The 20,669-nt window shown below is 64.3% G+C and carries 17 protein-coding genes; 9 read left to right on the top strand and 8 right to left on the bottom strand.

From position 1 onward, the window contains the following. The first annotated feature begins 226 nt into the window (after window positions 1-226). The gene (locus LRP30_RS14680) at window positions 227-1,363 is read left to right on the top strand and encodes a GNAT family N-acetyltransferase (RefSeq protein WP_249760784.1); all 1,137 of its coding nucleotides are present in this window, start codon (window positions 227-229) and stop codon (window positions 1,361-1,363) included. Between the two features lie 29 nt (window positions 1,364-1,392). On the opposite strand, the gene LRP30_RS14675 is transcribed toward LRP30_RS14680, so the two are convergent. Next, on the bottom strand, window positions 1,393-2,616 hold the full coding sequence (locus LRP30_RS14675; RefSeq protein ID WP_249760783.1) for an NAD(P)/FAD-dependent oxidoreductase: 1,224 nt from the start codon (window positions 2,614-2,616) through the stop codon (window positions 1,393-1,395). A 463-nt stretch (window positions 2,617-3,079) separates the two neighbouring features. On the opposite strand from LRP30_RS14675, the gene LRP30_RS14670 reads away from it, so the two are divergent. Next, the gene (locus LRP30_RS14670) at window positions 3,080-4,426 is read left to right on the top strand and encodes a polysaccharide biosynthesis C-terminal domain-containing protein (RefSeq protein ID WP_249760782.1); all 1,347 of its coding nucleotides are present in this window, start codon (window positions 3,080-3,082) and stop codon (window positions 4,424-4,426) included. Window positions 4,427-4,479: 53 nt separating this feature from the next. Here the strand turns inward: LRP30_RS14670 and LRP30_RS14665 are convergent, their stop codons facing one another. Further along, window positions 4,480-6,573, bottom strand: coding sequence for a GumC family protein (locus LRP30_RS14665; protein ID WP_249760781.1), 2,094 nt, complete (start codon window positions 6,571-6,573; stop codon window positions 4,480-4,482). Between the two features lie 284 nt (window positions 6,574-6,857). On the opposite strand from LRP30_RS14665, the gene LRP30_RS14660 reads away from it, so the two are divergent. Both LRP30_RS14660 and LRP30_RS14655 read left to right on the top strand, forming a co-directional pair. After that, window positions 6,858-8,033 (top strand): glycosyltransferase family 4 protein, encoded by a 1,176-nt coding sequence (locus tag LRP30_RS14660; RefSeq protein ID WP_249760780.1) that lies wholly within the window; start codon window positions 6,858-6,860, stop codon window positions 8,031-8,033. A 29-nt stretch (window positions 8,034-8,062) separates the two neighbouring features. Further along, window positions 8,063-9,598 (top strand): hypothetical protein, encoded by a 1,536-nt coding sequence (locus tag LRP30_RS14655; RefSeq protein ID WP_249760779.1) that lies wholly within the window; start codon window positions 8,063-8,065, stop codon window positions 9,596-9,598. Here the strand turns inward: LRP30_RS14655 and LRP30_RS44945 are convergent. The 6 genes from LRP30_RS44945 to LRP30_RS14630 form a co-directional block, all read right to left on the bottom strand. After that, window positions 9,595-9,726, bottom strand: a complete 132-nt coding sequence (locus LRP30_RS44945; protein ID WP_256477660.1) for a hypothetical protein — start codon at window positions 9,724-9,726, stop codon at window positions 9,595-9,597. The genes LRP30_RS14655 and LRP30_RS44945 overlap by 4 nt on opposite strands. A 66-nt stretch (window positions 9,727-9,792) precedes the next feature. Next, complete coding sequence (locus LRP30_RS14650; RefSeq protein WP_249760778.1) at window positions 9,793-10,740, bottom strand: ABC transporter substrate-binding protein; 948 nt, start codon at window positions 10,738-10,740, stop codon at window positions 9,793-9,795. A gap of 102 nt (window positions 10,741-10,842) precedes the next feature. Further along, the gene (locus tag LRP30_RS14645) at window positions 10,843-11,880 is read right to left on the bottom strand and encodes a ribose ABC transporter permease (protein WP_128939196.1); all 1,038 of its coding nucleotides are present in this window, start codon (window positions 11,878-11,880) and stop codon (window positions 10,843-10,845) included. Continuing rightward, the gene (locus LRP30_RS14640; protein ID WP_128934775.1) at window positions 11,873-13,396 is read right to left on the bottom strand and encodes a sugar ABC transporter ATP-binding protein; all 1,524 of its coding nucleotides are present in this window, start codon (window positions 13,394-13,396) and stop codon (window positions 11,873-11,875) included. The genes LRP30_RS14645 and LRP30_RS14640 overlap by 8 nt, the downstream gene beginning before the upstream one ends. Before the next feature lie 139 nt (window positions 13,397-13,535). Then, complete coding sequence (gene xylB / locus LRP30_RS14635) at window positions 13,536-14,981, bottom strand: xylulokinase (RefSeq protein WP_249760777.1); 1,446 nt, start codon at window positions 14,979-14,981, stop codon at window positions 13,536-13,538. 12 nt (window positions 14,982-14,993) lie between these two features. Further along, on the bottom strand, window positions 14,994-15,917 hold the full coding sequence (locus tag LRP30_RS14630) for a LysR family transcriptional regulator (RefSeq protein WP_249760776.1): 924 nt from the start codon (window positions 15,915-15,917) through the stop codon (window positions 14,994-14,996). 108 nt (window positions 15,918-16,025) lie between these two features. Here LRP30_RS14630 and LRP30_RS14625 point away from each other — a divergent pair, with 108 nt between their 5' ends. From LRP30_RS14625 to LRP30_RS14605, 5 genes are read left to right on the top strand one after another with little or no spacing between them, the layout of a single operon-like run. Continuing rightward, window positions 16,026-16,349 (top strand): Dabb family protein, encoded by a 324-nt coding sequence (locus LRP30_RS14625; protein ID WP_091887674.1) that lies wholly within the window; start codon window positions 16,026-16,028, stop codon window positions 16,347-16,349. Further along, on the top strand, window positions 16,346-17,425 hold the full coding sequence (locus tag LRP30_RS14620) for a maleylacetate reductase (RefSeq protein WP_249760775.1): 1,080 nt from the start codon (window positions 16,346-16,348) through the stop codon (window positions 17,423-17,425). The genes LRP30_RS14625 and LRP30_RS14620 overlap by 4 nt, the downstream gene beginning before the upstream one ends. Before the next feature lie 4 nt (window positions 17,426-17,429). Next, window positions 17,430-18,797, top strand: coding sequence for an amidohydrolase family protein (locus tag LRP30_RS14615; protein ID WP_249760774.1), 1,368 nt, complete (start codon window positions 17,430-17,432; stop codon window positions 18,795-18,797). 21 nt (window positions 18,798-18,818) lie between these two features. Further along, window positions 18,819-19,721: an NAD(P)-dependent oxidoreductase gene (locus LRP30_RS14610; protein WP_249760773.1), complete on the top strand. Its 903-nt coding sequence runs from the start codon at window positions 18,819-18,821 to the stop codon at window positions 19,719-19,721. 15 nt (window positions 19,722-19,736) lie between these two features. After that, complete coding sequence (locus LRP30_RS14605) at window positions 19,737-20,621, top strand: intradiol ring-cleavage dioxygenase (RefSeq protein ID WP_249760772.1); 885 nt, start codon at window positions 19,737-19,739, stop codon at window positions 20,619-20,621. Window positions 20,622-20,669: the final 48 nt, after the last annotated feature.

The raw sequence follows: 20,669 nt of genomic DNA, 5'->3' as shown, positions 1-20,669 counted from the left end.
ACCGACCTTCCTTAATCGCGGTTAATAATTTGCTAGCGCGGGTCGATCTCCGGCGCTCCCAGCCCACACGATGCCGGAGTTTAAGAATTTGGTAACGATATGAGACCCGGCGCGGCACATTAATGCAATTCGCACCCCGCCGGTGTCTCGCCCGTAACGACCCTGCTATAAAGCGCGGATCGAGCTCGATCGAATTTCACGAATTATCTGGTTTCCTTGGTTGCGCATGAACAGATCCAGCAGCACGTTCGATATCGCCATCGAGCAGGCGTTCGACCTTCTCTCTCCGGAATACGCAGAACTGTTCGAAAATTCCGCCGCCACCGCGTTCCAGCACCCACTCTGGCTGCACAGCCTCTACACCAGGCTGGCGTCTCATGCGGGGGCAACCCCTCTGATTGTCGTGGTCCGTCACCGCACGACGCGTGCCCCTGCAATGGTGCTGCCCCTGCTGCGGATCCGGCGTGGTCCGATACGGACAGTGGAATTCGCCGACCTCCGCGTCTCCGACTATTTGGCGCCGGTTTGCAGCCCGACAGTATTCTCCCAACTGCTCGCGGACGAGAGCGCATGCGCGGAGCTTAGAGGCCTCCTCCACCCGTTCGACCTGCTCCGCACGACCAAGCTTCCCGACGGACGGCTTCCGATCGAGAACCTGCTGGCTGCACCCCGCCGCGTCTCGATGGACACCAATGCCTACGCGACCGTCCTCGTCGCGCCGTTCGAGCAATGGCGGGCCAGTACGATGGATCGCTCTTATCAGAAGGAGCTCGCGAAGAAATATCGTCAGCTCCAGAAAAAGGGCGCGTTGAGCTTCTCGTGCTGCAATGACAGCGCCTCCACGCTTGACGCGCTGGAGGTAATGAAGAAATTTCGCGGCCCCCGATTTCAGTCACAAGGCGACGGCGACCTGCTCCAGCGCCCCGAATATTTCGACTTCTATTCCGAGGTGGCGCTTCGCGGCCTCGGCTCCTTTGTGCGGCTTTATGCCATGAAGATGGACGGCGACGTGATCGCCGCCGTGCTGGGATTGTGCCACCGCGGCACCTACCATGTCATCATGAGCGCGTTCGACATTGCCGGATACAAGAGCCAGTCCCTGGGGGCGCTGATGTTCGAGCAGGTGGCGAGGGATTGCATCGAGCGCGGGGACCAGATGCTCGACTTCACCATAGGTGATGAGCCGTACAAGAAACTGTTCGGCGGGCAGCCATCGCCGATGTGGGCGGTCACGCAGGCCGGCAGCACCGCAGGCGCCGTCGCGTTGTTCGCACTGAAGCAGGCACCCTGGCTCAAACTGGCCGTCAAGCGCATGTCGGAGTTCAGGCTCCTGCCGCCCCGCACCTCAACGCCGACGCGCTGACGAGCGCGAGGCGCCGACGGTCGCGGCAGTCACGCACGAAGTGCGCTGCGGACATGCGCGAGCCAGCCTGGCCGCATTTGATCGACCCGATGGGTGATACTGCGTCGCAGGAAGTGCAACCGCCGCCGTACATCCCAGCCGATATCGTCGCGCGAGGTCAGGGCCTGGCGGAATCGCGCCATCTTCAGTGACTGCTGGTCTGCCGCGATCTTGTCGCGATCGGCGTAGAATTCCGAGATCTTTTCCCGGCTCATGCCGGGAGTCATGAGCCACCGCGGCGCATATTCGGTGCAAAGACGCTCGACGTCCACCAGCAGCCGCGCGACGCCGGTGCCGGCGGCAGGACAGTTGGTCTGGAACGCGTCACCGATGAGCACGACACCAGGCTGAAGGTGCCCCTCGACGACGGAGAGGTCCATCACCCAGTTCCGTATCCGGTCGACCACGCGAAAATCGCCGAGATAAGTCTGCAATCCCGGCAGAAGGCGCAGAACCGTCGCTTCCGTCTCGCGACGCAGATCGCGCATGATCGGATCGGCCGGGTCGCGGAACATGAAGAGGTTCGCCCTCATACCCGCGCGTACCGGAAACAGGCTGAGGTAGTCGACGCCATCAGCGGTGCGTTCGCCGTAACAGGTCAGCGCCTTGAAATCGAACGGAGCGCCATCACGGCGGGAGATCGTGAAGCCGAACGAGACCGAGTGACCCGCGGCCAGCACGCGCCGCCTGATGCCGAGTTTGTAGCCGAGAACTCCTGCCATGCCCGTGGCCAGAACGATGAGGCGCGCAGTGACGCGCCGTCCGGAGGCAAGCTCGAGATGCTGGACGTCGTCGCTACAGCTAATCGCAGTGACCTCGTCGACGATCAGGCTGGATGCATCAGGTAGCTGGCCGCGCGCCATAGCGACGAGATCGGCATAGGGAAGCCCATAAGCCTGACCGACGCTGACATCGACCACCTTGCCTTCCCTGATGTTGAGCACGCGATCGTATGGACAGGCGGCGCTTTCGAGACCACGGATAAAGCCCAGCCTGCGGAACGCCTCCAGCTGGTGGCCTCCGATCTTTTCGACCCGGAATTCGTCCGGATAGACCGCGCGCTTATCCACCAGAACAACGCGATGCCCTGCCCGCGCAAGAACGGCTGCCGCCAGCGATCCCGCAAGGCCGCCGCCGACGATCGCAATGTCCGTCGCGATCGTCACACCCCCGGCAGCGGCGATCAGCTCGCTCACGGTTCTGTCCGTCGTCATATCCAGGCTCCCACGGTTAACGTGGCCCCATCTGCAATTTTCTCGCCTGATGTCGCATCGCAGGGCCAAACGCGATCATTTCCGCAGATCGAGGTTAATGAAGGGAGGACCGATCTGGAGCTGCGATGTCCCGGCACGAGCTTTGCTCAGGAGACTCTGCAAAGTCCGCGTTTTGGGCAGATCGGGGCCATTCCGGCGAGCCATTCCGCATTCAGACGGCTGATCGTGCTGTCTTCGGCCGTCGATGCGGCCCTATGCCGCCATTCGGCCGAGCCGGGCTTTGCTCTATGTGGGACAATGGAGACGGCGATGTACCACCGTGAAGCAACTGGCCTGGCCGCGACGTCGTCGTGGCCGGCAAGATCCTCGAGGCCGCTCATTAACACTCGCGGTTTTTCGGCATGCTAGGCTGGCGCCGGTATCGGCACGTAGCTCTTTCGGGGAGAGTTGCTCCTTAACGTTCATGATCGAATCCATCATCCAGTTCATGCGGCGCGACGTGACGCGCGGTGTCGTCGGAACCATCCTTCTCAAGGTTGGTAGCGGCGCACTTGCGTTTGCATTGTTCTCGCTTGCGGCACGAACGATGTCGCCCGATGGCTTCGGCATCTTTGCGACCTGGCTTTCAGTCGCCCAGATCGCATCGGTCGTGGGCCTGGTCGGCCAGGAATCGCTCCTCGTACGCTTCCTGAACGAGTATCAGGTGGGAAATCGGCCCGACCTCACCAAGGGCGTGCTGCTGTCGAGCCTGAAGCTTTCCTCCGTCGCGATGCTGGTTGTGATCGGTGCAATCGCGATCGCGGCGAACGTGAAGGGCGACTGGTGGCTGCTGATCCTCGCCGTGTCCGCCTACACCGCCGTGAATGCAGGTGTGATGCTCGGCAGCCAGGTTGCGCGCTCGCTGGTCAGCATCCTCATGGGGGAGGGAAACAGGGAGTTCTTCTGGCGGGTCGGCGTCGTCCTGTTTCTGCTCGCAATCATGTTCGGCCATCGCCAACTCGACCCCGCCGAATTGTTCGCGGTGATGACGATCGCGATGTCGGTTGGCCTGGCCGCGCAGGTCGTTTCGATCGCGCGAGCTCTGCCGGATCTCCGCGGCACGGCGGCGCAGTCCGAGACGGGCCGCTGGAGATCGAGCGCGCTTCATTTCTGGATCGCCTCCGTCCTCGAAGCCGCAAACCAGTATTTCGACGTCATTCTGGTTTACTGGATGCTGGATCCCGCGACCGCCGGCATCTATTTCGCTGCCTCGCGCCTTGCCAACATCTTCGCCATGTTGTCGGCCGCGCTGTACAGTTTCGGGGCGCGCCGGCTTCCTTCGCTGCACTTCAGCAAGAACCTTCAGGAATTCGAGCGGACGTTGCAGCTGATGGCGGAAGTGACCGCGCTTTGCGTGGTCAGCGGGCTCTTCCTGATCTGGATTGGCGGCCCTCATCTTCTCAACCTGTTCGGACCCCACTTCGCCGCACAGCATTGGGTCCTGATCGTGCTCGCGATCGGAACGGCGTTTCAAGCAGCGGGCGGTCCCTCTGCGGCGATATTGCAGCTCACCGGCCATGAGCGCATCTATGTCCCCGTCGTCGCGGCGAACGTGGCGTTGCGGCTGGTCGGATTTCTCGTGCTGATTCCCTGGCTCGGCGTGCTTGGCGCAGCAATCTCGGCCACGGTGTCGCTGGCGCTTGCGACCATCGCGCTCAACGTTCTCTGTCGCAGGCGAACCGGGGTTGATCCTTCAATTCTCGTGCTCTTGCGCTTCGGTGGATCGAAACGCGGCACCTATGCAGTCGGCGGCGCCGACGCGGGCGACTAGGCTCCGGTTCAACCGTGGCAGGCACGGCTCGGCCGCGCGGCGCCGAACGACCGTCAACCAGCCAGGCCGAGCGCTTCACCCCGACGTTGAGCCGACGACGGGTCTGCCGGCACACGATTGACGACGATCCCGGTCGGCACGCCGCCAAAGCGAGAGAGCGCGGCCGTCACCCTGCGCATTGCGGCTGAATCGATTGCGTCTTCACAGGCGACCAGGATGACGAGATCAGCATGAGCGGCCAGCGCCGCCGCCTCCGGCTGCAAGGCCAGTGAAGTGGCATGGACGACGATCAGATCGAACTCTGAACGAATATCGTCTGCGGGCGACGACTCGGGCCCCTTGCTGACGTTCAGAAGCTCGTCGATGCTGCGAAAATCCGCCGCGGTCGCGCCATCCGCCGGCGCCATGGCGAGGCTGGTCCCGGCACCACCGAGATCCGGCTCGACCCGGATCAGGACGCTCAGCTTTCCCCCGTTCAGCGCCCACCGATTCAGCGACCGCGCGACCGTGTTGCCGCCGGCCCGTTTCCCGACCGACATCACAAGCGCAACCTTGCCCCGGCCTTCCGGCAATTTCTCCAGCATGTCGAGCAGCGGACGCAGATGGGGACCGAGATTGAGTTCACTCGTCGCAGACACCGGGCTTTGCCAGATGTTTCTCGGGACCTCGCCAGGAGGCAGGTCGGGAACGCGGGCCCACACGGGCGGACGTGACCACGCCCCGGGCTGGCGCGGAGCCGGATCGGGGGCGCGAACGTCCGGAGCGGATTTGTCCGATCTGCGTCCCGTTGCCGCCACGACCGCCGTCGATGTCAGCAGCGAACCGATCGCGAGCGCAGCGAGCAGCAAAGACAGCGGCGGAAGGGTGGAGCGAAGCGGCGGAATGGCGGGCGAGGCGACCTTGGTCTGAGAACTCTGCAACAGGCGCTGTTCATTCGTCGTCTTGGACCGCGAAAGGAACTGCTCGTAGATATTTCTGTTGGCCTCGGCGTCGCGCTGTAGCTCCTGGAGCCGGACCAGAGCCTGCCCGTCGACCAGAAGCTGCGATTCAGCCGCCTTCATCTGGCCTTCCAGAGCCTTCTGCTGATCGCGCTGGGCTTCATATTCCGACTTCGCGGTGTCGATACCCTTGGTCCGCTCGATCTCGATCTGCCTGTTCAGATCGTTCAGCTGGCCGTACGACATCACGAGGTCGGGATGGCGATCGCCGAGCACCGCCCGCTTCTGCGCGATTTGATCATTGAGCGCCGACCGCTGGGCTCGCAATGCGCTCAAAAGATCCTGCTTGACGGGGCCCTCGACCTTCGCCTTCACATCGCGCTGCGCCTGCTCGTAACGGGCTTTGGCCTCCTCGGTCCGCGCGCGCGCAGCAGCCACCTGCTGCGACAGCTCGGTCACCCGCAATTGCTGGGTCGTGGCGTCCTTGCCGGCGTTGACGATCCTATGCTCGAGCTTGAATGTGGCAACGGCGTCTTCGGACGCCTTCAACCGGTCGCTCAGTGTTTTGAGCCGGCTGCCGAGCCAGTCGGCAGCCTCGTCGGTCGCCTCGGTGCGAATGCGGCTCTGTCTGGCGACGAACGCCTCGGCAATGGCGTTGGCATAGTAGGCAGCCCGCTCCGGTCGGTTCGAGGTGAAGCGGATGGCGATGACATAGGTCAGCCCGCGACGGGAAATGTCGAGACGGTTGCGGAAGCGCTCGAGCAGGCGCGCGGGGGCGGTGTAGCCGCCGGAAATGTCTTCGTCATCGCGGACCTTGAGCTGCTCGATCAGCGGCTCGAGAAAGCCGTCGGACTTCGCCACTTCGACCAGGCTTTGCAGCGCGGCGCTATCCTGCCCTATGCCCGGCAAAACGTCCTGCTCCGTGGTCACGCGCTGCTCGCGGGGATCGACGACGACCAGCGCGGTCGCTGCGAACCGGACCGGAAGCACCAGGAGAACGACGGCGCCAAGCGCGAAGATCGCGAGCGCGAGCGTCAAGATCCGCCGAGCGTTTTCGCGAAGGAAGGAGAGCGCACCGGCGGCAGTGAACACACCGCCAAGGCGTGCAGCGGCACCGGCAGCCTCAGCGCTCGACGAATTTCGGCTCCACGACGCGGCAACGCCGGTCGATCCGGAACTTGTCGGGTCTGCGCGGCGACCGAACGTCATGGACTCTACTCGGATTCAACTGGCGAACACTGTTCAGTGGCCAGCTCCACCGTAAATATCTATGGTTAATCCGCGGTTACCCGACCCTCGCACGACCATGACCAATTGGTTAACGCGGTCGCTTCACTTCCTTTGGAAACTGCCAGAATTCTCTCGCGAAGGATGCCGTTCCGGCAGGCTGCGCATTAACTCCGTTTATTGCTAGTCGGTGTCCGCGCGATGCTCGCATGGTAGGTACGGGATCAAGAAGGCGAAAACTTCGTTTCTTCAGTGGGTCGGGATCCGTGCTCCATTACCAGCCAAACAAGGAGTTGGGCGAGACGACTGCGACAGCACTCACGCCGTCCAACGGCAACGGACGGAAGCTGCACGTCCTTCTCGTCCAGACCCAGGCCGAAAACGCCGGCGCGCAGGAGATCTCCAGGCTGCTCGGTGCCGGCCTTACCGCGCGCGGCTATCGCGTCACCAATCTGTTCTTCTTCCGCAAGTCGGATTCGTTCGACGAGCCGCCCGATACGTTCTACTGCGCCTCGAGCCGGCCGAGCAATCCGCTGGCACTGCTGCGAATGCTGAGGACGCTCGGCCGCCATATCAGGACCAGCAAGCCCGACGCCATTCTGACCTTTCAGCATTTTGGCAACGTGATCGGCGCCGGTGTGTCGCGCCTCGTCTGCCGCGCGCCTGTCATCGCCAACCAGGTTTCGTCCGCGCTGTCGATGAGCCGGCCCGTCCGCACGGCCGACATCGTCATGGGCAGCCTCGGCTTCTTCGACCGCATCACGCTCAATTCGAAGGACATGCAGCGCGAATATTCGCGCTACCCCGCGGCGTATCGGTCACGCATGGTGCATGTCCCGCACGGCTTCGACGACAAGGCCCTCACCTTGTCGAAGGACGCGGCACGAGCGACATTCAACCTGCCGCCGGATCGCATCCTGCTCGGCTGCGCGGCGAGGCTGCATCCGCACAAGCGGCTTGATGCGGCGATACGCTTGTTGCCGGATCGACCATCCTGGCACCTTGCACTGGCCGGACAGGGAGCTGATGAGGCCCGGCTGAGGCAGTTGGCCGACGAATTGAAAGTATCGGATAGGCTGTACCTGCTCGGCGAGATCCCGCCACGCCGGATGGCGGACTTCCTCGCCTGTCTGGACGTGTTCGTATTCCCGACACAGGCCGAAACCTTCGGTCTGGCCGCGGTCGAGGCTGCAAACGCCGGTGTTCCCTCCGTCGTCACCGATCTTCCCGTATTGCGCGAGGTGCTGTCCTTTGAGGGAAAACCGACCGCACTCTTCGTCGACGCCTCCGATCATGCGAAGCTGTCGGCAGCCGTTTCGACAATTCTGACGAATCAAACCCTGAGCGACGAACTGCGACAAAACGCCAAAGGCCTGCGGCTGCGTTATTCGGTAGATGCCATGGTGGAGGAATACGTTCGGCTTCTCAGCCAAGTCATTTGACGGGGCACGCTGGAATAGATGGGCTCGACATGATCATCGAGTTTCGCTGTGAACGTGAGCATGCGCGCCGGTGGATGGACCGCGAGACGCTGTCGATCGACGGCCGGGACGTGCCGCTTCAAATCGCCTGGACCGCAACGACGGAGTCGCGCCCCACAGGTCTCGACGCGCTATTCGAACTCGAACGCATGGTGTTGCACAGGGGCCAACACAGCGGCGCCGGCAAACTGAAGATCATCCCGGAACGGACGCAGGCTCGCGCCGGCACGGCCGACGTGATCGTCGATTTTACGGGCGCCGCGCGCGACCCCAACTGTTCTGCCCGGCTGTATCTGCGCCCTCTCTTCAACGGCGCCGCAGGCGAAAATGCAGCGCTCGCCGCCATTCTCGCCGGCGACCTGCCGGTGATCGACATCGTCAACGAGGTCGACAATACAGTGCTCGATCGCGGCCACCCATCCGGAGAAATCGCGGCCGGCCTAAGCGGCGCGCTCGAAACGGTGATGGCGCGAACCCTGACCATGGTGGCGGCAATCCTGTCGGAACGCCCGCGCATCGTGCCGCAGCTGGCACGTCCCGCCGGAAATCGCATCGGCCTGCAGCCGGCGGCCTACGTTGCGCGCGGCCTCGCCGTATCGATCGCCAAGGAGATCTATCGGCTCTGCTGCTATGCCCCGCATTGGCATATCGGATGGCGCTTCAATGAAGGCGCAGGTGTCTGGCAGACCGGAAATCTATCGGGACCAGGCTGGAATGTCCTTGCCGATCCCGGCCATCGTTTCTACGCCGATCCGTTTCCCATCACGTGGCAGGGACGGACATTCGTCTTCTTCGAAGATCTCGATCACCGGATTGGAAAGGGGATCATTTCCGCGATCGAGTTCAACGATGCGGGCCCGGCGGGAGACGTCGTGCCGGTGCTAGAGGAGCCCTGGCACCTCTCCTACCCGTTTCTGATCGAGAGCGACGGCGCGTTGTGGATGATCCCGGAGAGCTCGGTTCACGGCGACGTCGCGCTCTACGAATGCGTTCGTTTTCCGGACAAATGGGAGCGGCACGCGACGCTGCTTTCCGGCCTCGAACTCGCCGATGTCACGATCACGCAGCACAACGGCCTGCACTATCTGTTTGGAGCCTGGCACGACGGAACGGGCGGCTATTCGGATTCGCTGGCGATCTACTACGCAGACCGCCTCTTGGGCCCGTGGTTGCCCCATGCCAGCAATCCGGTCCTGATCGATCGTGCGAGCACACGACCGGCCGGGAATTTCGTCACCATCGATAACAAATTGTGGCGCCCGGTCCAGGATTGTGCCGACGGTTACGGCGCAGCGCTCGCGCTAGCGGAAATCGTCGAACTGTCGCCGACGACGTTCAAGCAGATCGTCCGCCATTCCCTTAAGCCCGGGCCGGCATGGCCCGGCCGGAAGTTACACACGCTGAACCGCTGCGGCCGGCTCGAGGTGATCGACGGATCGCGCGTTCAACCCAAGGCCCATGCCTTCGCGAGCAAATTTCCATCGACCGCTTTGGCTCCGCGAACCAATCCCTCCGCCGCCTGCTAGCGCGGATGATTGACCAGGTCCGTCGTGGCGTCGTCGACTGCGATCTCGACCAGCGCAGGACCGCTCGACGCCAACGCTTCTGCCAAGATGCGGTCGACATCGCCGGCATCGGTGACGCGCCACCCCACGGGCGGCGTGGGTCAAGACGCCGCCCGTCGTTTCGTGTGTCGCGCGCACCCGGCGGGGACGGTGTTCTACTGAGAACGATCCGACGTCCAGCCCTTGTACTCGGCGACGTTGTCCCGGGTCACGAGCTTCGAAGGCAACAGCTCGACGGTCGAGGCCGGCTTCTGGCCATTGAGAATGCCGACACCGACCTGCACGGCCCGCCGCGCCATGAAGAACGGGTCCTGCGAAGCCGACGCCTGGATCTGCGGCGACTGCGGATCCTTCAGCGCGGCCTCGATATCCGGTGCGCCGTCGACCGCGGTGATGACAATGCCGCTGCGGTTCTGCTGGCGCGCGGCAAGATCAGTGCCGATCGCCTGCGGATCGTTGATGGCGAAGACGGCGTCGATCTTCGGGAAACGGGTCAGATAGCCCTGCGCGACGGTGAGGCCGCCTTCGCGCGAGCCCTTGCCGTCCTGGTCGCTGGATAACACCTTGATGCCGGCATTCTTTGAGAGGACGTTCTTGCAGCCGACGACACGGTCGATCACGGCGGAGACCTGCGGCCCGTTCTCGATGATGACGTCGCCCTTGCCGCCCAATTTGTCGACGATGTACTGGCAGGAGATCTCGCCGGCCTGCACGTTGTTCGTGGTCACGGTGGCGTCGGCGCCTTCGGCTGCGGTGTCGACTGCAACGACGACGATGCCTGCCGCCTGCGCCTTCTTGATCGCCGGCCCGATCGCCTTGGGATCGCCGGGGTTCAACAGAATCAGATCGACGCCGGCGGCAATGAAATTGTCGATCTGGGTGACCTGCTTGCCGAGGTCGTATTCGAAGCCGACCGTCGTGATCTTCACATTGGGATTGGTCTTCTTCGCCTCGAACTCGGCGCCCTTCGACAGCGCGACGAAGAACGGGTTACCCATCGACCCCAGCGAGACGCCGATCGACTTGAGCTCCTTGGCAGAGGATGGCGCGGTGCTTAAGGCAAGCGCCATCGCGGCGCCGGCGAGCATGATCGTCTTCAACATTGGTTTCCTCCCTGGTCTGTCTTCGTCCCCGGCACGGCAGACCAGTTGCCGCAACGGAACCTCGCATCACGCCATGCGCACTCCAAGTGCGCGCCGAGCCCTTCAAGTCCTGGCAGACCCCTGCAGCCGGTAACGGTCCAGCGCCACGGCGCCGATGATCACCAGGCCCTTGATCACATATTGCCAGATGTCGGAGACACCGATGAGGATGAGGCCGTTCGACAGCACGGCGATGATCAGCGCGCCGACCAGCGTGCCCCAGATCGAGCCGATGCCGCCGACGAACGAGGTGCCGCCGAGGATCACGGCGGTGATCGCGTCGAGCTCGTAAGATTGGCCGAGCTGGAGGCCATTGGCCGCATAGAGCCGCGCCGCCTGCATGGCGCCGCCGAGTCCGGCGAAAAGTCCGGAAACGCCGTAGACGAAGATCAGCACGGCCCAGACCTTGATGCCGGCAAGCCGCGCCGCGCTCTCATTGCCGCCCACCGCATAGATGTGCACGCCGAGCACGGTCCGGCGCAGCACCAGCCAGGAGACGAAGATGACGAGCAAGGCGATCACCGAGAGCCACGGGATCGAGGCAACGCCGGGGACGAGCGTCAGCGAGCCATTGCCGATGAAGGCATAAGGAATGGACGGATTGAACACGGTGGTATCGGCCCCGAGCAGTCGCGCCAGGCCGCGTACGGCGGTGAGAGAGCCGAGCGTGACGATGAAAGGCGGCAGGCGGAGGAGCGCGATCAGCGCGCCATTGATGACGCCGAAGCCAAGACCGGTGAGCAGCGCGGCCGGCAGCCACAGCATCCCGAGCTCCGGCAGCTTAGAGAGCGTCAACCCGGCCATCGCGGAGGCCGCCAGGATCGAGCCGACCGAGAGGTCGATGCCGCCGGTGAGGATGACGAAGGTCATGCCCGCGGCGAGCACTGTATTCACTGCGGCCTGCTGCAACACGATGCCGAGATTTTGTCCGGTGAAGAAGCGGCCCTCGGACAGAAAATGGAAACCGACGCACAGGATCAACAGCACTGGCAGCATGCCGAGCGCGCTGATCAGCACCCTTATGCGTTGACGCTTCGTCTCTTGCGCAGCCGCAAGGCCGGCAGCTGTGGCAGTGTCCGCCTTCGGAGAGCCGTCATGCATCGAGTTGCTCCATCCCGGTGGCGAGCGTCATGATGTCTTCCTGGTTCAGGGGAGCCGCAGCTTCGCGCCTGATCTCACCGGCGATGTGTCCGGCGCGCATCACGATGACGCGGTCGCAGATGCCGATGATCTCGGGCAGGTCGGACGAGATGACGAGGATCGCGGTGCCGGCCTTGGCCAGATTGTCGATGATCGAATAGATCTCGGACTTGGCGCCGACGTCGACGCCACGCGTCGGCTCGTCGAGGATCAGAACCTTCGGCGCAATGGCGAGAAGCCGCGACAGCAGCACCTTCTGCTGGTTGCCGCCAGACAGGCCACCGGCGGGGACGGCGACATCGGCGGCGCGGATGCTGAGCCCCGCGAAGGCCCGGTCGGCGCGCTCGCGCGCCTTGTCGCGATCCAGAAACCAGCCGAGCTTCGCATCGCGCGCGAGCACCGCGAGATTGATGTTGTCCAGACATGACATGTCGAGAAACAGGCCGAGCGCCTTCCTGTCCTCGGTCAGATAGGCGATGCCGGCCTCGAGTGCCGCGCCGGGGCTGCGGATGTCGATCGGACGCCCCTCGAGTTCGAGACGGCCCGATGTTCTCGGTGCGGCACCGATGATGAGATGCGCAAGCTCGGTGCGACCGGCACCGATCAGGCCGGCAAGCCCCACGACCTCACCTGCATGCACGGTCAGTGAGCAACCCTTGACGCGCTGGCCATCGGCCATGTCGATCGCTGCAAGCACCGGATGCCCCCGTCCCGCCTCCGGATCGTGATCCTTCTTGTAAAACGACGAGACGTCACGCCCGACCATCAGCCGGACGATGGTGTCGGCGCGGATCTCAGGCTTGTCGAGCGACCCGACCAGCCTGCCGTCGCGGAGCACGGTGACGCGGTCGCCGAGCGCGTAGACCTCGTCCATGCGATGCGAGATGTAGATGATGGCAAGCCCCTCGGAACGAAGCTGGCGGATCAGCGCGAACAGCCGCTCGCTCTCGGCGGCCGACAACGAGGTGGTCGGCTCATCCATGATCAAGATTTTTGACCTCGCGTGCAGCGCACGCGCGATCTCGACCAGTTGCCGCTGGCCCATGGACAGATGCGCCACCAGCGTCGATGGCAGGAAGTCCGCACCCAGCCGTCTCAGGATCGGGCCGACGCCCTCGCGCATGGCGCCGCGCGCCAGCAAACCTGATCGCGAGATCTCCCGTCCCAGATAGATATTCTCGGCAACGCTGAGATTGGGAGCGAGCGACAGCTCCTGGTAGATGATGGAGATGCCCGCCGCGCGGCCACCGAGCGGGCCTTCGATCCGCACTGGCCGGCCCTCGATGCGGATCTCGCCGCCCGGATCCGGCCGGTAGGCGCCGGACAGGATCTTCATCAGCGTCGACTTGCCGGCGCCGTTCTCGCCCATCAGGGCATGAATTTCGCCGGCATAGACGGTGAGATCGACGGCCCGCAGCGCCTTGATGCCAAAGAAGGATTTTGAGACCCCGCGCATCTCGAGGATCGGATCGTTCATCGTGCCTCCCGCGCACAATGCGTTTCCCACCCGCGTCTCGTTTCTTGCCCAGCGCGGTTTGGTCATTAAACAAAAGCGAGTGACGCAGGGCAATACCGAAGGCGAGTATACCGAAGTATGGAAATCCAGATTGGGCAGGCTAGTGGCGCGGCCGATACAGTTCGCGCCATGCGGGAAGCCGCCCGGCATAGGTATCGACAAGTTCGGCGTCGGGCTCGAACGTCTCGATGCGCTGCGGCCGCGTGCATGCGGCAGCGATTGCCTCACCGGTGACAGCAAGCCGCCCCAATCTCGCCGCACCGAACGCGGCGCCGGTCTCACCTCCAACGAAGCGATGGACCGGAACATTCAGCACGTTTGCCAGCACCGAGAGCCAGAATGGGGACCGCGAACCACCGCCAATGACATCGGCTTCCGCAATCGCAATGCCGGCATCCGCGAGCGCGTCGCGACAATCGGCAAGCGCGAAGGCAACGCCCTCGAGCACCGCCTGAACGATCGTCCCGCGGTCGGTGCCATGGCTCAGACCATCCAGCATGCCGCGCACGGCGGGATCGTCGTGCGGCGTCCGCTCGCCTGCGAGATAAGGCAGGAAGCTCACGGGCGACGGCGCCTGCGGACGCGCTCCAAGCGGCGCCAGCAGCTCGGCCTCGCCGACGCCGAACAGGCGCGCGAGCCAAGCGAGGCAAGAGGCGGCCGAGAGGATCGCGCCGGCCTGAATCCACATGGCGGGAATGGCATGGCAGAATGTATGCACCGCGCGGTCGGGGTTAGCGGCGATTCTGCTGGTTGGTGCCATGAGGGCACCGGAGGTTCCCAGCGATATGAACGCGGTTCCCGGCCCGATCGCGCCGATGCCGACGGCGCCGGCCGGATTGTCGCCGGCTCCGCCCGCGATCACCGGCTGCCGGGTCATACCCCAGCGCCGCGCGAGCTCGGCACGCAGGGTCGTTGCGGGCGCGCATCCCTCGACCAGACGCGGCATGTGATCGCGCGCGAGGCCGGTCGCCGCCAATGCCGCATCCGACCAGTCCCGACGCACGGCGTCGAGCCACAGCGATCCCGATGCATCGGAGACATCCTCGATGGCCTCGCCGCTCAGCACCAGGCGCAAATAGGCCTTTGGAAGCAGAACGAGCTTGATCGCCGCAAAGATGTCAGGCTCGTGCGTCGCGATCCAGAGCAGCTTCGGCGCGGTGAATCCCGGCATCGCTTTGTTGCCCGACGTCGCGCGCAAGGCGGGCCAGCGCTGCTCCAGGATAAGGCATTCGGCGGCCGAGCGCCCGTCGTTCCAGAGGATGCAGGGCCGCAAGGGCCTTAAGCTCGCATCGAGCAGCGTGGCACCGTGCATCTGGCCGGATAGTCCAATGCCTTCGACCGCCGCCAGCTCGCCGGCATGCGATGCCTTCAGGGCATCCAGCGTGGCGAAGGTCGCATCGATCCACTGCGCGGGATCTTGCTCGTAATAGCCTGATTGCGGCGAGACGGTCGTGAGCGGCCGGCTCTCGCTTGCAATCACGCGCTGCGCACCGTCGACGAGAACGGTCTTGACTGCGGAGGTGCCGAGATCGATGCCGAGATACATGGATGCTCCCGCTCACTTCGCCGTGTCGATCCAGATCCCCGGCTCCGAATGCTCGCGGATGTGGCTGACCAGGAAGTCCGAGAACACCCGGATCTTGGCCGGCAGCCCGGCGCGGTTCTGATAGGCGATGTTCATGGTGAGCAGTGGCAGCTCCCAGTCCATCAGCACCGGAACGAGCCGGCCCGCTGCGATATCGCTTTGGACGATGTAGAGCGGCTGGATGAGGATACCGAGACCTGCCAATGCCGCGCCGCGGATGACCTGGCCGTCATTGCTGTCGAGCGTCGGCGTGATGCGCACCGTCTGCGCGCCATGGCCCTTGCGCAGGCGCAGCGAATAGGGATCGTTGGCGAGATTGTAGACCAGCATGTTGTGACGCGCGAGATCGGCGGGCTGTTCCGGCGCGCCGCAGCTTGCGAGATAGGAGGGTGCGGCCGCGAGCACGCGACGCATCTGGCCGATGCGGCGGACGATGATGTTCGAATCCGGCTCCTGCTCGCGCGTCCGGATCGCCACGTCGATGCCGGCCTCGATGAAATCCGGGTAGCGGTTGGCGGTGGTGATCTGCATGTTGAGCTTCGGATAGCGCGCGCGGAAGGCCGGCAGCATCGGCGCCAGATAGATCACCGCAAAGGATAGCGAGCTCGTGACACGCAGCGTGCCCTGCGGCGACAGCGCGCGATCGCTGACGATGTCCTCGACCTCGGCCAATTCGTTCAAGACCCGGCTGGAACGCTCCAGCAGCTCTTGCCCCGCCTCCGTCAGCCACAGGCGGCGGGTGTTGCGCTCGATCAGCCGGACGGCGAGCCGCTCCTCGAGCGCGCTGAGATGGCGGCTCGCGGCCGCGTTCGACATGCGCAGCGCTTCGGCGGCCTTGGATAGGCTGCCGAGCTCGGCCGTCTTGGAAAACACCTCCAATTGCGCCAGGCGATCCATTTTTCCACTTTTAGGAAAAGAGAGTTACGATTATTGACCTTTATTTCCGCCTCCCGCAAGTCAAAATGGCCTCAACACAAGCAAGATAGCAGGCGAGGAAACAGGGAAATGTCGGGCCCGATCAGGCACATCGTGATGTGGCGGCTGCGCGGGGAGACCCCGGCGGAGCGCTCCGCCGCCCGGATCAAGGTCAAGACCCTGTTCGAAGGCCTGCGCGGCCGGATCGACGGCCTCACCCATATCGAGGTCGGCATGGATGTCAGCGCGGTCGATTACGCCTGCGACGTCGTCCTGTTCTCCGAGTTCACCAACGAGGCCGCGCTCAGCGCCTACGCCAATCACCCCGAACATTTGCGCGTTCGCGAGGCGCTGGGCGACTTGCGGATCGGACGCTTCCAGGTCGATTATCCCATCAAAGAGACCGGCGCATGATCGGTTCGTTCACCTTTGAAAACCTACCCTGCCGTGTTGTGTTCGGCAGCGGAACGCTTGCCTCCGCCAAGGCTGAAGTCGAGCGGCTCGGCGGCAAGCGCGCGCTGGTGCTGACGACGCCGCAGCAGGAAACGCAGGGCAAGAGTCTCGGTGCGTCGCTCGGGCCGCTCTATGCGGGCCTGTTTTCCGGCGCCACCATGCATACCCCGGTCGAGGTCACGGAGCGCGCGCTCGCCGCCATGAAGGCATGCGAGGCCGACTGCGTCGTCTCGCTCGGCGGTGGATCGACCACGGGCCTTGGCAAGGCGCTCGCCTTGCGCACCGGCGTCAACCAGCTCTGCATCCCCACCACCTATGCCGGCTCGGAGATGACGCCGATCGTCGGCCAGACCGAGAACGGCCTGAAGACCACGGTGCGCGACGCGGCGATCCTGCCGGAGACCGTGATCTACGATGTCGACCTGACCCTGACGCTGCCGGCGAGCTTAGCTGCGACTTCAGGCATCAATGCGATCGCACATGCGGTGGAAGCGCTCTACGCGCGCGATACCAATCCCGTGACATCGCTGATGGCGGAAGAAGGCATCCGCGCGCTGGCCCGTGCCCTGCCCGCCATTGCCGCGAGGAGCGACGACCGCGAGGCCCGCACCGAGGCGCTCTACGGCGCCTGGCTGTGCGGCGTCTGCCTCGGCACCGTCGGCATGGCACTGCATCACAAGCTCTGCCACACGCTCGGCGGCACCTTCGATCTGCCGCACGCTGAGACGCACACGATCGTGCTGCCGCATGCGCTAGCCTACAATGCACCGGCGGTGCCGGATGCGATGGCGCGCGTCTCGCGCGCGATTGGCGCGGCCGATGCCTCCCAAGGACTGTACGACCTTGCGAAGCGGCTGGATGCAAAGCTTGCGCTGCGCGACGTCGGCATGCCCGAGAGCGGCATCGACAAGGCGGCCGATCTCGCCGTCACCAACGCCTATTGGAATCCGCGTCCGCTCGAGCGGAGCGCCATCCGCGACCTGATCGCGCGCGCCTGGGCCGGCGAGCCGCCGGGCGCTATCAAACCGGCGGCGTGAAGCGATGCGGCGCACGCTGATCAAATCGGCCACTGTCATCAGCATGGATGACGCGATCGGCGACCTCTCGACCGGCGACGTGCTGGTCGAGGGCAGCCGAATCGCCGATGTGCGGCCATCGATCGACGTCGGCAGCGGCGAGGCAGAGATCATTGACGGCACGGGACGCATCGTCATCCCCGGCCTGATCAACGCGCATATGCATACCTGGCAGACGGGCTTACGCGGCTATGCCGCGAACTGGACGCTGCTGGAATATTTCCGCCGCATGCATGCGGGCCTCGCGACTGTGTTCAGGTCCGACGACATCCACATCGCGACGCTGGTCGGCGCGCTGAACCAGATCAACTGCGGCACGACGACACTCGTCGACTGGTGCCACAACAATCCGACGCCAGATCACACCGACGGTGCGGTTCGTGGCCTGATCGAGAGCGGCATCCGCGCCGCCTTCTTTCATGGCTCGCCGAAACCGGAGCCGAAGCCCGGCGAGCCGCATTTCTCGGAGATCCCGCATCCGCGCCGCGAGGTGGAGCGGCTGCTGGCGGGCCCTCTCGCCGACCGCGACGGGCTCGTCACGCTCGGGCTCGCCATTCTCGGCCCGCATTACTCGACGCTCGACGTCGCCATGCATGATTTCCGCCTGGCACGGGAGCTCAAATTGATCGCCTCCATGCATCAGGGCGGCGGTCCCGCCAAGACGCCTGGTGGCTGGGAGAAGCTGATTGAGGCTGGCCTCGTCGGCGCCGGCATCAACATCGTCCATGGCAACGATCTGCCCGACGAGCTGCTGGACCGGATGGTCGATCTCGGCGTGTCCTTCTCGGTGACGCCGGAGAACGAGATGATCCAGGGCCATGGCTTTCCGATCACCGGACGGTTGCTGAAGCGCGGCGTGCGGCCGACGATCGGCATTGATCTCGAATCCGTGCTGGCCGGCGACCTCTTCTCCGCCGCCCGCGTCGCACTGTCGATGCAGCGGGCGCTCGACAATGCGGAAACGCGCAAGGCCAGCGGTATGATCCCGGCAACGACCACGATTCCGGTGCGCGAGGCGCTGCGCTGGATCACGACCGAAGGCGCCCGCATGCTCGGCCGCGAGAACCAGATCGGTTCGTTGACGCCGGGCAAGCTCGCCGACCTCGTCATCATCAACGCCTCCGATCTCAACCTCTTCCCGGTGCACGATCCCGTCGCGACGGTGGTGATGCAGACGAGCCTCGCCAATATCGAAGCTGTCATGATCGGCGGCGCCTGGAAGAAGCGAAACGGCCGGCTGCTGGTCGAAGCGCTCGAGAGCAAGAAAGAGCTGCTGGCGCAATCCGGCCGGCGGCTGGTGCAGGACATCGAACGACAGGGACGCGCCGCCTGAAGGCGCCAATGGACAAGAACAATGACTGATGCTTCAAGGAATGTCGCTTTCATCGGGATCGGCAAGATGGGCCTGCCGATGTCGGTGCTCGTCGCCAAGGCTGGTTACGCCGTCACCGCGTTCGATCAAAGCGCGGCGCGGATCAACGAGGCACGCGCGCAAGGTATTGCGATTGCCGCTTCGCCGGCCGAGGTCGTGAGCGGCAAGACCGCAGTCGTCACGTCCCTGCCCGACGATGCCGCCTTGCGCGGCGCGCTGCTCGGTCCTGCCGGCCTCATCGCCGCGATGGCGTCCGGAGCTGTTCTCATCGAGACCAGCACCGTGAGTGTCGAGGCTTCTACCGAGGTTGCGGCCGCCGCGCAGGCGCGCGGCATTGCCTATCTTCGCTCGCCGGTCTCCGGCAATGCCAGCATCGTGCACACGGGCGCGCTGACCTGCTTCGTTTCGGGGCCGAAGGATGCCTTTGACAAGGCAAAGCCGCTGTTCGCGGCCTTCACCCGTGCGCAGACCTATCTCGGGCCGGCCGAGGAAGCACGCTACGCAAAACTCTCGGTCAATTTGATGATCGCGGTCTCCGCGGCGATGATGGCGGAGAGCCTGGCGCTGGCGCGCAAGGGCGGCATCGCCTGGCAAGACATCTTGAAGGTGCTCGACGACAGCGCGATCGCCTCGCCGATGGTGAAGTACAAGACCGCGCCGCTGCGCAACCGCGATTTCGATTCCACTTTCTCCTGCAAGCAGATGGCCAAGGATCTCGACCTCATCCTCGGCGCCGGCCACGCCGTCGGCGTGCCGCTGCAGCTCGCGGCGCAAGTGCGCGAGACCTATGGCTCGTTGGTCGCGCAGGGCGACGGCGAGACCGACTTCATTGCGACCGTCAAGCATCTCGAACGGTTGTCCGGCCTCGGCGAGCCGAAGCTGTGATCAACGGAGGCACACATGCGTAACTTCAACGAGAACACGATCACGGACGCGGTACTGGAGCGGATCGCGGGCGCGACCGATCCGCGCATCAAGCAAATCAGCGAGGCGCTGGTCCGTCACCTTCATGCCTTCGTCCGAGAGGTGCGGCCGACCCAGAAGGAATGGGAATACGGCATCGACTTCCTGACCCGCACCGGGCACATGTGCGACGACAAGCGTCAGGAGTTCATCCTGCTGTCGGATACGCTCGGCGTCTCCATGCTGGTCGACGCGATCAACCATCCGGTGCCGGAGGGCGCAACCGAGACAACGGTGCTCGGGCCGTTCTTCGTCCAGGCCGCGCCGGAGAAGGAAAGCGGCGCCGATATCTCGGGTCCGATGGAAGGCGATCCGATGCTGGTCACCGGCTCGGTCTCGACCGTGGACGGAAAGCCGCTTGCAGGCGCCGTGGTCGACGTCTGGCATTCCGACGACGACGGCTATTATGACGTGCAGCAGCTCGACGCCATCGGCGATCTCGCGATGCGTGCCCGCTTCCACACCGACCAGAACGGCCGCTTCCATTTCTGGTCGATCAAGCCGGCTGCCTATCCGATTCCGCATGACGGCCCGGTCGGCGAGATGCTCGAGGTCCAGGGCCGCCATCCCTGGCGTCCCGCCCATGTGCACTTCATGATCTCGTCGCCCGGTTTCGAGCAGCTCGTAACGCACGTGTTCGTCGCCGGCGACCAGTATCTCGACAGCGACGTGGTGTTCGGCGTCAAGGACAGCCTGATCCGCGAGTTCGTCCGCCGCCCTGCCGGCCGTGCGCCGGATGGTCGCATGGTGGACAGCGCATATTTTCATCTCAACTATGATTTCGGCCTGAAGCAGGTTGCGAGCAACGCGCAAGCCGCCTAAGCCGAATGAAAACGCAGCGGATCGACAAAGAGTCCGCCATCGGGGCAG

The organism is Bradyrhizobium sp. C-145 (assembly GCF_023375135.1).
In the GTDB taxonomy this organism is placed as follows: Bacteria; Pseudomonadota; Alphaproteobacteria; order Rhizobiales; family Xanthobacteraceae; genus Bradyrhizobium; species Bradyrhizobium zhanjiangense.
This window is presented reverse-complemented; position numbering and strand designations above follow the sequence as displayed.

What these genes read in the sequence shown, in the direction of transcription:
- LRP30_RS14625 (WP_091887674.1), top strand. Translation starts at nt 16,026, where the DNA reads ATGTCGGGCCCGATCAGGCACATCGTGATGTGGCGGCTGCGCGGGGAG.
- LRP30_RS14630 (WP_249760776.1), bottom strand. Translation starts at nt 15,917, where the DNA reads ATGGATCGCCTGGCGCAATTGGAGGTGTTTTCCAAGACGGCCGAGCTC.
- LRP30_RS14610 (WP_249760773.1), top strand. Translation starts at nt 18,819, where the DNA reads ATGACTGATGCTTCAAGGAATGTCGCTTTCATCGGGATCGGCAAGATG.
- LRP30_RS14645 (WP_128939196.1), bottom strand. Translation starts at nt 11,880, where the DNA reads ATGCATGACGGCTCTCCGAAGGCGGACACTGCCACAGCTGCCGGCCTT.
- LRP30_RS14670 (WP_249760782.1), top strand. Translation starts at nt 3,080, where the DNA reads ATGATCGAATCCATCATCCAGTTCATGCGGCGCGACGTGACGCGCGGT.
- xylB (WP_249760777.1), bottom strand. Translation starts at nt 14,981, where the DNA reads ATGTATCTCGGCATCGATCTCGGCACCTCCGCAGTCAAGACCGTTCTC.
- LRP30_RS14620 (WP_249760775.1), top strand. Translation starts at nt 16,346, where the DNA reads ATGATCGGTTCGTTCACCTTTGAAAACCTACCCTGCCGTGTTGTGTTC.
- LRP30_RS14650 (WP_249760778.1), bottom strand. Translation starts at nt 10,740, where the DNA reads ATGTTGAAGACGATCATGCTCGCCGGCGCCGCGATGGCGCTTGCCTTA.
- LRP30_RS14615 (WP_249760774.1), top strand. Translation starts at nt 17,430, where the DNA reads ATGCGGCGCACGCTGATCAAATCGGCCACTGTCATCAGCATGGATGAC.
- LRP30_RS14655 (WP_249760779.1), top strand. Translation starts at nt 8,063, where the DNA reads ATGATCATCGAGTTTCGCTGTGAACGTGAGCATGCGCGCCGGTGGATG.
- LRP30_RS14680 (WP_249760784.1), top strand. Translation starts at nt 227, where the DNA reads ATGAACAGATCCAGCAGCACGTTCGATATCGCCATCGAGCAGGCGTTC.
- LRP30_RS14665 (WP_249760781.1), bottom strand. Translation starts at nt 6,573, where the DNA reads ATGACGTTCGGTCGCCGCGCAGACCCGACAAGTTCCGGATCGACCGGC.
- LRP30_RS14605 (WP_249760772.1), top strand. Translation starts at nt 19,737, where the DNA reads ATGCGTAACTTCAACGAGAACACGATCACGGACGCGGTACTGGAGCGG.
- LRP30_RS14675 (WP_249760783.1), bottom strand. Translation starts at nt 2,616, where the DNA reads ATGACGACGGACAGAACCGTGAGCGAGCTGATCGCCGCTGCCGGGGGT.
- LRP30_RS14640 (WP_128934775.1), bottom strand. Translation starts at nt 13,396, where the DNA reads ATGAACGATCCGATCCTCGAGATGCGCGGGGTCTCAAAATCCTTCTTT.